Annotated in this window: 9 protein-coding genes; 5 read left to right on the top strand and 4 right to left on the bottom strand. The window is 77.1% G+C overall.

What is annotated here, in order from left to right; genetic code table 11:
* Window positions 1-111 precede the first annotated feature (111 nt).
* A complete protein-coding gene (locus ACZ4W5_RS29960) occupies window positions 112-2157 on the bottom strand; it encodes a DEAD/DEAH box helicase (RefSeq protein WP_360244572.1) in 2046 nt (681 codons plus the stop codon).
* A gap of 702 nt (window positions 2158-2859) precedes the next feature.
* Between ACZ4W5_RS29960 and ACZ4W5_RS29955 the strand changes: the two genes are divergently transcribed.
* Window positions 2860-3588: a ferritin-like fold-containing protein gene (locus tag ACZ4W5_RS29955; RefSeq protein WP_360244575.1), complete on the top strand. Its 729-nt coding sequence runs from the start codon at window positions 2860-2862 to the stop codon at window positions 3586-3588.
* A gap of 6 nt (window positions 3589-3594) precedes the next feature.
* On the opposite strand, the gene ACZ4W5_RS29950 is transcribed toward ACZ4W5_RS29955, so the two are convergent.
* The 3 genes from ACZ4W5_RS29950 to ACZ4W5_RS29940 all read right to left on the bottom strand — a co-directional run bounded on the left by ACZ4W5_RS29950 (window position 3595) and on the right by ACZ4W5_RS29940 (window position 5081).
* On the bottom strand, window positions 3595-3921 hold the full coding sequence (locus ACZ4W5_RS29950; protein WP_360244578.1) for a hypothetical protein: 327 nt from the start codon (window positions 3919-3921) through the stop codon (window positions 3595-3597).
* A 138-nt stretch (window positions 3922-4059) separates the two neighbouring features.
* On the bottom strand, window positions 4060-4287 hold the full coding sequence (locus tag ACZ4W5_RS29945; RefSeq protein ID WP_360244581.1) for a DUF3107 domain-containing protein: 228 nt from the start codon (window positions 4285-4287) through the stop codon (window positions 4060-4062).
* 134 nt (window positions 4288-4421) lie between these two features.
* Window positions 4422-5081 carry a TetR/AcrR family transcriptional regulator gene (locus tag ACZ4W5_RS29940; RefSeq protein WP_360244584.1) on the bottom strand — a complete coding sequence of 220 codons (660 nt, stop codon included), beginning with the start codon at window positions 5079-5081 and terminating at the stop codon, window positions 4422-4424.
* A gap of 256 nt (window positions 5082-5337) precedes the next feature.
* Between ACZ4W5_RS29940 and ACZ4W5_RS29935 the strand changes: the two genes are divergently transcribed.
* From ACZ4W5_RS29935 to ACZ4W5_RS29920, 4 genes are all read left to right on the top strand, one after another.
* Window positions 5338-6240 carry an alpha/beta fold hydrolase gene (locus ACZ4W5_RS29935; RefSeq protein ID WP_465658030.1) on the top strand — a complete coding sequence of 301 codons (903 nt, stop codon included), beginning with the start codon at window positions 5338-5340 and terminating at the stop codon, window positions 6238-6240.
* A 363-nt stretch (window positions 6241-6603) separates the two neighbouring features.
* Entirely contained in the window at window positions 6604-8451 is a 1848-nt protein-coding gene (locus tag ACZ4W5_RS29930; protein WP_465658028.1) for a DUF3492 domain-containing protein, read from the top strand.
* Window positions 8451-9530, top strand: a complete 1080-nt coding sequence (locus ACZ4W5_RS29925) for a hypothetical protein (protein WP_360244592.1) — start codon at window positions 8451-8453, stop codon at window positions 9528-9530. Before ACZ4W5_RS29930 ends, ACZ4W5_RS29925 begins: the two co-directional genes overlap by 1 nt.
* A gap of 144 nt (window positions 9531-9674) precedes the next feature.
* Window positions 9675-10685 (top strand): NAD-dependent epimerase/dehydratase family protein, encoded by a 1011-nt coding sequence (locus tag ACZ4W5_RS29920; protein WP_402481446.1) that lies wholly within the window; start codon window positions 9675-9677, stop codon window positions 10683-10685.
* Window positions 10686-10819 lie beyond the last annotated feature (134 nt).

The following is a 10819-nucleotide window of genomic DNA, read 5'->3' as shown; positions in this document are numbered from 1 at the left end:
GTCCCCTCCCCCCCCCTCCCCCCCCCCCCCCCCCCCCCCCCCCCACCCCCCCTACCCCCCCCCCCCCCCCCCCCCCCCCCCCCCCCCCCCCCCCCCTCGGGGCGGTGCGGGTCAGCCCTCCGGAGTGGCCTCCGGGGCGGCCACGGCCTTGCGGACGCGGGTGCGCTTGCGCGGCGCGGGCGCCTCCTCGGCCGGGGCCTCCGGGGTGGTCTCGGCGACGGCCTTCGGCTTGCGGGCGCGGGCCGGCTTCTTCTCGGCCGGGGCCTCGGTGACGGCGGCGGCCTCGACGGCCTCCGCGACCTCGGCGACCTCGGCCTTGGGCTTGCGAGTCCGGGCGCGGGCCGGCTTCTTCTCGGCCGGTGCCTCGGCCGGGGCCTCGGTGACGGCGGCGGCCTCGACGGCCTCCGCGACCTCGGCCTTGGGCTTGCGGGTCCGGGCGCGGGCCGGCTTCTTCTCGGCCGGTGCCTCGGCCGGTGCCTCGGCCGGGGCCTCGGTGACGGCGGCGGCCTCGACGGCCTCCGCCACCTCGGCGACCTCGACGACCTCGGCCTTCGGCTTGCGGGTCCGGGTCCGGCGCGGCTTCTCCTCGGCCACCGGGGCCTCCGAAGCCACCGGCTCGGCCGCGACCACGGCGGCCTCGACCACCGCGGCCGCCTCGGCGACGACCTCGGCCGCGGCCACCGGGGTGACCTCGCCCGAGCCGGCGCCACCGCGCGAACGGCGGCGGCGACGGCGCGGCGCGGCCTCGCCCTCGGCACCCTCGACGGCCGGAGCCGCCTCGGTCACCGTCGCGGCGACGGCCGCCTCGCCCTCGCCGAGCTCCGTACCACGGCGGGTGCGGCGGCGCTCACGGGTGCGGCGCGGCTTCTCCTCCGCCGCCGGGGCCTCGACGGCCGGGCGGCCCGAGCCGGCCCGCCCGCCGCGGGCAGCGCCGGCGCCGCGACCGGTGCGGGCGCCCCGCCCGCCGGTCTCGCCGAGGTCCTCGATCTCCTCCGCGCCGAGCCCGGCCCGGGTGCGCTCCGAACGCGGCAGCACACCCTTGGTGCCCGGCGCGATCTTCAGCAGCTCGTACAGGTGCGGCGAGGTGGAGTAGGTCTCCTCCGGCTCGTTGAACGGCAGGTCCAGCGCCTTGTTGATCAGCTGCCAGCGCGGGATGTCGTCCCAGTCGACCAGGGTGACGGCCGTACCGGAGGCGCCGGCCCGGCCGGTGCGGCCGATCCGGTGCAGGTAGGTCTTCTCGTCCTCGGGGCACTGGTAGTTGACGACGTGGGTGACGCCCTCGACGTCGATGCCGCGGGCGGCCACGTCGGTGCAGACCAGCACGTCGACCTTGCCGTTGCGGAAGGCGCGCAGCGCCTGCTCGCGGGCGCCCTGGCCGAGGTCGCCGTGGACGGCGCCGGCCGCGAAGCCGCGCTGGGTCAGCTGGTCGGAGACGTCGGCGGCGGTGCGCTTGGTGCGGCAGAAGATCATCGCCAGCCCGCGGCCGTCGGCCTGGAGGATGCGCGAGACCATCTCGACCTTGTCGAGCGAGTGGGCACGGAAGATGTGCTGCTCGATGTTGGCGACGGTGGCGCCGGTGTCGTCCGGGGCGGCGGCCCGGATGTGGGTCGGCTGGCTCATGTACCGGCGGGCGAGGTTGATGACCTGGCCCGGCATGGTGGCCGAGAACAGCAGGGTCTGCCGCTTGGCCGGCAGCATGGTGATGATCTTCTCGACGTCGGGCAGGAAGCCCAGGTCGAGCATCTCGTCGGCCTCGTCCAGGACCAGCGCGCGGACCTTGGACAGGTTCAGCTTCTTCTGGCCGGCCAGGTCCAGCAGTCGGCCCGGGGTGCCGACCACGATGTCGACGCCCTTGTTGAGCGCCTCGACCTGCGGCTCGTACGCCCGGCCGCCGTAGACCGCGAGCACGCGGACGTTGCGGACCTTGCCGGCGGTCTGCAGGTCGTTGGTGACCTGGGTGCAGAGCTCGCGGGTCGGGACGACGATCAGCGCCTGCGGGAAGTCCGAGAGCTGGTCCTCGGTGGCCCGGCCGGCGTCCACGTCGGCGCGCACCACGGCGCGCTCGATCAGCGGCAGGCCGAAGCCGAGGGTCTTGCCGGTGCCGGTCTTGGCCTGGCCGATGACGTCGTGGCCGGTCAGCGCGACCGGGAGGGTCATCTCCTGGATGGGGAAGGGATGGACGATGCCGACGGACTCGAGGGCCTCGGCGGTCTCCGGGAGGATCCCCAGGTCCCGGAACGTCGTCTTGATGGGTTCAGCGGTGGTGGACAGGGTGCTGCCTCTTCCGTTTTCGGAGGGGCCGAGAGCGAGCGGCGGGCGGGCAGCCGCGCGGCTGTGTGTACGGGCCTGGTCGGCCCCGAGTACAGCTGAGCGGACGCACAACCGCGCCGGTCCCTGCGGCCGGCCGGTGCGCGCGGCCCGATGGCGGGGCGCGTCGCCGGCGGCGTCGGGGAGAGTTCCCGTGAGGGACCTGCGCGGGACCTCCGCCAGGTGGGCGTGGTCTCGGCGGCCCTCGCTCGGCCACTGATGCGGTGCCAAGGCTTGAAGTCCAAGCCATGGTCGGAGCCGATCGGCTCTCCGACCGGGCATCCGCGTACGTGAGTACCCGTGCCTCCGGTACGGACACGTCCGGGGGACGCGCTGCCGCTACGGAGCGGGCTCGTGCGGGCCACCGAGACGGCGGTGGCACCGTGCGAGCACGACGGGGCTCCGTACCACCATACAGTCAGGCGACGACTCGAACACGTGACGCGTCTGACACCGCCCCCGCCGACGGGTGCGCGGGGAGCCGATCCGGCAGGTCACCGGGGTGCGTCCGGTGGTGGGGCGCGGGCCCGGGCGGGACTAAGGTGGCGGGTCATGGAGACCCATGGTGAGACGCAGGACGGCGCGCCCGGCTCGATCGGCGACTGGGCCACGTGCTCGGCCGAACCGGCCTACCGCGCGGCGGTGCTCGACCTGCTCGGCGCGCTCGCGTACGGCGAGCTGAGCGCCTTCGAGCGGCTCGCCGAGGACGCCAAGCTGGCGCCCGGCCTCGCCGACAAGGCGGCCCTGGCCCGGATGGCCTCCGCCGAGTTCCAGCACTACCAGCGGCTGCACGACCGGCTCGCCGAGATCGGCGCCGACCCCCAGGAGGCCATGCGCCCCTTCGTCGAGCCGCTGGAGCTGTTCCACCGGATGACGGCGCCCTCGGACTGGCTGGAGGGCCTGGTCAAGGCCTACGTCGGCGACGCCATCGCCACCGACTTCTACCGCGAGGTGGCCGTCCGGCTGGACGACGACACCCGGGACCTGGTCCTCAGCGTCATGTCCGACACCGGCCACGGACAGTTCGCGGTGGACAAGGTCCGCCAGGCCATCGAGGCCGACCCGCGGGCCGGCGGCCGGCTCGCCCTGTGGGGCCGGCGGCTGATGGGCGAGGCGCTCAGCCAGGCCCAGCGGGTCGTCGCCGAGCGGGACGCGCTCTCCAACCTGCTGGTCGGCGGCGTCCAGGTGCAGGGCTTCGACCTGGTCGAGGTCGGCAAGATGTTCAACCGGATCACCGAGGCGCACACCCGGCGGATGGCCGCCCTCGGGCTGGCCTCCTGACGCGCCTCAGGCCGGCCGGTGCCGCCGCGGGGCGCGGTGGGCGCCGGCCCGGTGCGGGTGGTGCCGGTGCGCCGGGGCCCGCCCGGCGGCGAGGTCCGGCCGGGCCAGCAGCGAGGTGACCACCCCCGCGGCCAGCGCCGAGAACGCCACCGCGGCCACCGGCTGGCGACCGTCCAGGCAGAAGTGCGCCACCACCCCGCCGAGCAGCGCCGAGGCCAGGGCCGTCCCCACCACCAGCGGGCGGGAGGCCCGGTAGTACCCCGGCAGGCCCAGCAGCGCGGCCGTGGCCGCGGCCAGGCCGACCAGGACGAAGACGAGCGATTCGACCAGCACGGCGGCCTCCCCCGGGGGTACGGGCGTGCGGCACCGGTGCCGCACCTGTCGCCGTACCCAGGCCGACCTGCCCGTACACGCGACGGTGCCCCGCTCCCTGGTGGGAACGGGGCACCGGACGGACCTGCTCGCGGCGGCTCAGGCGGTGCCGAAGCCCACCTTGCGGGCGGCCGACTCGCCGATCTCCACGTACGCCAGGCGCTCGGCCGGGACGATGACGCGACGGCCGTGCTCGTCGGTGAGCGAGAAGAGCTTGGTGGAGCCCTCCAGCGCCTTCGCGACCGCGCTCTGGACCTCATCGGCAGTCTGCGAGCTCTCGATCACGATTTCGCGCGGCGCGTTCTGCACGCCGATCTTGACCTCCACGGCTTCCGTCCCTCCGGGTTGGCAGTCTCCACGCGCGGCGACGGACCGCCTGGGACAAGCGGTCACGGCGACCGCGCCGTACGGCTTCACCATAGAGCACCCGATCACCGCCCAGGCGAAGGTCAGCGGATCGTTCAGCGCTGGGCGGAACCCTCCGGCGGGAGGTCGCCCGGGTGCATCGGGAAGCCCTTGAGCCCCCGCCACGCCAGACTGGCGACCAGCCGCACCGCCTCGTCGCGCGGGATCTCCAGCCCCTGCGACAGCCAGTACCGGGCGGTGATCTGGGCCAGGCCGCAGACCCCGGCCGCCAGCAGCTTGGACTCCGCCTCCGGCAGGTCGGTGTCCTCCTGGATCACCTGGCTGACCAGCGTCGCGCTCGCCTCCGAGGCCCGCTCCACCCGCTCGCGCACGGCCGGCTCGTTGGTCAGGTCCGACTCGAAGACCAGCCGGAACGCGCCCGACTCGCTGGAGACGTAGTTGAAGTACGCCTCCATCGTCGCGGCCACCCGCAGCTTGTTGTCGGTGGTGGTGCCCAGCGCCTCGCGGGTCGACTCGACCAGGGCGTCGCAGTGCTTGTCGAGCAGCGCCAGGTAGAGCTCCAGCTTCCCGGGGAAGTGCTGGTAGAGCACCGGCTTGCTCACCCCGGCGCGGTCGGCGATGTCGTCCATGGCGGCCGCGTGGTAACCCTGCGCGACGAACACCTCCTGGGCGGCACCGAGCAGTTGTTCACGGCGGGCGCTTCGCGGCAGGCGGGCACCGCGCGGGCGCTCCTGCGCCTCCTGGATGGCCGTCACGGCGCTCCTCACTTCGGGGTTCTTCGGGGCTGGCAAGAGGGCCGATTCTACTTTTCGGTAACCGCGCCCGCCCCTGGCGAAGGCGAGAAAAGCAGTCCGGCCGCTTGTCAGGAGCCCACAATACGGCGCTGACCTCGGCGTCGGCAGTGGTGCGACGAGGGAGGCGAGGAGGGAGGGGACGGGCGGACGGGACGGGGGCCGGGAAGGCCGGACCGCCCCCGCCGCCCCCGACCGGGCCTCACTACCATCGTCCACCATGAGCAGCGCTGAGCAGCAGGTACGTACGGTCGAGGTCCCCGGCGCGGTGCTCGCGGTGCACCGGCCCGCCGAGGCGGGCGGCGTCGACGGGCGCGAGCCCGGACTCTTCGTGCACGGCCTGGGCGGCTCGGCCGGCAACTGGACCGCGCTGATGGACCGGCTCTCCGGCCTCGTCGACGGCGAGGCCGTCGACCTTCCCGGCTTCGGCCGCTCCGGCCCGCCCGCCGACGGCAACCTCAGCCTCTCCGGCCACGTCCGCGCCGTCATCGGCTACCTGGAGGCCGCCGGCCGCGGCCCCGTCCACCTCTTCGGCAACTCGCTCGGCGGCGCCGTCTCGGTCCGGCTCGCGGCATTGCGCCCCGACCTGGTCCGCAGCCTCACCCTGGTCTCGCCCGCGCTGCCCGAACTGCCCCCGCAGCGCTCCGCCTGGCCCACCGGCCTGCTCGCCCTGCCCGGACTGCCCGCCCTGCTGCGCCGGCTGCCGGCCGGGCGGCGCGACGCCGAGGCGGCCACCGAGGACCTGCTGCGCCTGGTCTACGGCGACCCGGCCGCCCTGAGCCCGGCCGCCCGCGCCGAGGCGGTGGCCGAGTACCGGCACCGGATGGCGCAGCCGCACGCGATGCCGGCCCTGGTCGGCTCGGCCCGCGGCATCGTCTCCGCCTACACCGAGCGCGGCGACCAGGCGCTGTGGCGGCAGGCCGAGCAGGTCGCGGCGCCGGTGCTGCTGGTGTACGGGCTGCGCGACAAGCTGGTCGCCTACCGCTCCGCCCGGCGGGCCTGCGCGGCCTTCGCCGACGCCCGGCTGCTGGTGCTGCCCGACTCCGGGCACGTGGCGATGATGGAGCACCCCGACGCGGTCGCCCGGGCCGTGCGCGAGCTGATCGCGGACACCGCCCGCTGAGCGGCGGGCGGTGCCGGAGCGGTGCCGGGGCGGTACTGGGGCGGTGCCGGAGCGCCGTATAGCGCCCGCTAACGGCCCGGTCAGGTGCGAGGTCACGGCGGTTCACTCGTTCAGGTGGCAGCCAGGCATGTGACCGATGGATCGCCCCGGGCCGGTCCTACCTTTCTGCTGCCGGACCGAACAGGTGTGGGGGAGGACCGCTGACGCCGGAGCACCCGGCGCACGGCCCGAGCAAGCGTCCCGGCGTACGGCCCCGCGGCTCCCGTGGCCCCCGCCCAGGGGGCGTCCCAGCGGTGCGGGGGCGGTCGGCGCTGACCGAGGCTGCCGGCACCGCCCCCGCTCCGAGGCAGAAGGAGGACTCCCGTGCGCGTCGCGCTGCTCACCGAGGGTGCCCGTCCGCATCCCGACCGTGGTGCCGGGGCCTGGTGCGAGCGGCTGGCCGAGGGCCTGCCGGAGCACGAGTTCGAGCTGTACCTGCTCACCGGCCCGGACGGCCCCGGCCCCGGCGCCCGGCCCTCGCCCGCCTGGCACGGCGCCCACCACCTCGCGCTGTGGGGCCGCCGGCCGCGCGGCCGGGCCCCCGGGGCGCTGCGCAGACGCCAGTACGCCCGGGCGTACGAGGAGCTGGTGCGGGCGCTGGTGCTGCCGGGGGCGCGGGCCGGCTTCGGGGCCGGGCTGTACCGGCTGGCGGCGCTGGCCCGGGAGGACGGCGGCACCCTCCCCGCCTTCCTCGCCTCCGCCCACGCCCGCCGGGTGCTGGAGCGCACCTGGCGGCTGCCCGGCGCGAACACCTCGGCCGGACAGCCGCTGGTCCGCGACGTGCTGGTCGCCGCCGACCTGCTGGAGCAGTGCCTGCGCCCGCTCTCCGCGCCCTGGTACGGCACCGGCCCCGGCGGCCTCGGCACCGCCGACCTGTGCCACGTGGTCGGCGGCGGCCCGGCCGCGCTCCCCGCCCTGGTCGCCCGGCAGCTGCACGGGGTGCCCTTCGTGGTCACCGAGCACGGCCTGCACCTGCGCGAGCAGTACCTCGGCTACCGCGAGGCGCCGTACCGGTGGCCGGTCCGGGCGCTGCTGCTGTCCTTCTTCCGGGCGCTCACCGAGGAGACCTACCGGCAGGCCGCGATACTCACCCCGGGCAGCGCCCACGACCAGCAGTGGCAGCGCCGCTGCGGGGCCGATCCGGCGCGCACCCGGGTCGTCTACGAGGGCACCCCGGCGGTGGACCGCCCGGCGGCCGGGCTGGAGCCGGAGCGGCCCACCCTGGTCTGGGCGGGCCCGCTGGAGCCGGGGCGGGACGCCGAACTGGCGCTGCACGCCTTCGCCCGGGTCCGCGCCGAACTGCCCGCGGCCCGGCTGGTGCTGTACGGCGAGGAGGCGGCCCCCGGCTACCGGGCGCACTGCGCGGCCGTCGCCGAACGGCTCGGGGTGAGCGCGGCGGTGCACTTCGCCGGCCGGCCCGGCTCGCTCGCCGAGGCCTGGCAGGGCGGCACGGTGGCGGTCTTCTCCGCGCTCTCCCAGCGCAGCCCCCGGCTGCTCGCCGACGCCATGCTCAGCGGCCGAGCGGTGGTCTCCACCGACGTCGGGGTGGCCCGCGAGGTGGTCGGCCCGACCGGGCTGCTGGTGCCCGCCCGCGACCCGCGCGCCCTGGCCGGGGCCTGCCTGGCGCTGCTGCGCGACGAGGAGCGGCGCTCCCGGCTCGGCCTGGCGGGGCGGCTGCGGGCGCAGGAACGCTTCGCCGTCGAACCGGTGACCGGCGCCTTCCGGGAGATCTACCTGGAGCTGGTCTCGCAGTACCCCGCCTTCCCCGAGGGCGGTGGCGCGGGCCACGGCGGCCGGGCGCCGCGCCCGTTCGCGCGCCCCGCCGAGTACTGGCTCAGCGACGGCCCGGCCGGCGGCCCCGTTGGCGGCCGGGCCGAGCACGGGGACGAGCACCGGGACGGGCCCGGGGACGAGCACGGGGACGAGGACCGGGACGAGCAGCGGGAGGACGGCCGGGAGGACGGCGCCGCCGCCCCCGGGCCGTACGCCGAGCACGCGGACGGGGCGCCCGCGCCGGGACCGCGCCGCCGAGCCGGGCAGCTCGCCGCCCTGACGGTCCTCGCCGAACCGCCGGCCCGCCCCGACCAGGCCCGCTCCGACCCGGCGCGAATCGACCAGGCCCGCCCCGACCCGGCGCGCCCCGTCGGCCCCGCCCTCGCGGAGGCCGTCTGATGTCCGGCCCCGCGGTCAGCGCCGACCCGGTGCGCGAGCTGATGGCCGAGCACCGGGACCTGTGCGAGCGCGCCGTCGACCCGCTGGAGATCGCCGCCGGGCTGGAGGAGGCCGGGCTCGGCCCGGACGCCGCGGCGCGCTGCCGGCACGCCGACCTGTTCTCGCTGGCCGAGGAGCTGTACGCCCGGGTGCCCCGGCGGCCGCCGCCGCCCGAGCCGCCCGAACCGCGGCGCTGCGCGGCCGCCACCCGGGCGGCGCTGACCGCCGCCGCGTTGGCCGCGTTGCCCTGCGCCGCGGTGGCCGGGTTCGGCGCCCGCTGGCCGGTGCTGCTGCCCGCCGCCGTCCCGCTGGTGCTGCTGCCCGTGCTGACCGGAACCGCCCCGGCCGAGCCCGCCCCGCCGCCGTGCGGCCCGCCCTGCCCGGCGGAGCTCGGCCCGGTCCGCACCCCGCCCCCGCCCGCCGGCTCCCGGCCGCGCCCCGCCGCGCTCGGCCACGGGCTGGGCCTGGCCGCGCTGCTGCTGCTCCCGCTGGCGGCGCCGGGCCCGGACCGGCCGCTGGCCGCCGCCCTGGTGCTGGCCGCCGCGGTGTCGGCGGGCTCGGCGGAGCGGGCGGCCCGCTGGTACCGGCAGGTCGGCCGGGGGCACCTGGGGGCCGCCCGCACCCTGGCCGAGTTCCGGGCCCGGATGCGCCCGGTGCTGCCGGTCGCGGTCGCGCTGCACCTGGCCGTGCTCGCGGTGCTCAGCTACGCCGCGCTGGCCGTCCTCGCGGTGGTCGCGCCGCGCCCCGGGCCCGGCCACGGCGGCGGCCTGCTGCACCTGGCCGCCGAGCGGGCCGGCCCCGCGGCCTGGGCGGCGCAGGGCGTGCTGGGCCTGCTGCTGGTGCTGCCCGCGCTGCTGGCGCGCTGCGGCCGGACCACGGCCGCCGCGCTGGGCGCCCTGGCCGGACCCGTCGCGACGGCGGTGCCGCTCGCGCTGGGCCGCTCCTGGCCGTCGGCCGTCCTGCTGGGCGGCGGCGCGGTCGCGGTGGTGCTGCTGGCCCACGGCTGGGCGCTGCTCGGTCGGGCCGGCGCGCACCGCTGAGCCCTCCCGTCCGACCCCGTCCGACTCCGTCCGACTCGTAGGACCCCGTCCGACCCGTAAGACCGTCAGACCCGTCAGATCTCGTTCGCTGTTTTTCAGTCCGCCAGGTCGTCCCCGACCTCGCTTCGTGGAAGGACGCCCCCGATGAGGGTGCTGCTGCTGGGCGCCGACGGCTTCATCGGCCGCCGGGTGACCGATCGTCTGCTGATGGACCAGGAGTTGCAGGTGACGGTGCTCGGCCGGCGCGACTCGGCCGACATCCGCTTCGACCTGACCACCGGGAGCCCGGGCGCGCTGGCCCGCTTCCTGGACGCGGTCGCGCCGCAGGTGGTGATCAACTGCGCGGGTGCCACCTACGGCAGCTCGCGGACCCTGATCCGGTCGAACACGCTGGCCGTCGCGACCGTCTGCGAGGCGATCCGGCGCAGCCGGGAGCCGGCCCGGCTGGTGCACGTCGGCTCGGCCGCCGAGTACGGGCCGGTGCCCGGCGGGGTGCCGGTGTCCGAGCAGGCCGAGCCGAGGCCGGTCGGCCCGTACGGGGTCTCCAAGCTGGCCGGGACGGAGCTGGTGCTGGCCTCGGGGCTGGACGCGGCGGTGCTGCGGGTGTTCGACGTGGTGGGCCCGGGGGCGCCGACCGCCTCGCTGTTCGGGCGCCTCGCCGAGGGGCTGCGGCGGGCGCTGGAGCGGGACGAGAACCAGGTGCGGATGCCGGACCTGTCCGGATACCGGGATTTCGTGGACGTACGGGACGTCGCCCGGGCGATCCAGGCGGCGGCGGTCTCGGCCGCCACCGGGGTGATCAACGTGGGCAGCGGGCACGCCGTGCGGGCCCGGGACGCGGCCCAGCTGCTGGTCCGGGCGTCGGGCTTCGAGGGGTCGATCGTGGAGGAGAACCGGCAGGTCCTGCTGCCCGCGCAGGCGGCCGGGCCGGTCGGCGACCACCTGCCGGGCCACGGCCACCACTCGCCCGGGCCGTACCTGCCGGGCCACCGGGCGGAGGGGCACCGGCCGGAGGGCCGGCCCGCCCCGGGGGAGCCGGTGCCCTGGCGGCAGGCGGACGTGCGGACCGCCCGGGACCGTCTCGGCTGGCGGACACAGGTGCCGCTGGAGGAGTCGCTGGGGGACGTCTGGCTGGAGACGGCCTGTCGGGTGTGAGCGCGGCGCGGAGGCGGGGGGGGGGGGGGGGCCACCCCACGACCCGGGGGGGTCCGGGGGTGCTTTGGGGGGGTTTTTCCCCCCCCGGTGTCCCCCTTTTCCCCCCGGCGGGGTGTTTTGTGACGACCGGGTGG

The sequence above is a fragment of the Kitasatospora sp. NPDC029367 genome (assembly GCF_055569135.1).
This window is presented reverse-complemented; position numbering and strand designations above follow the sequence as displayed.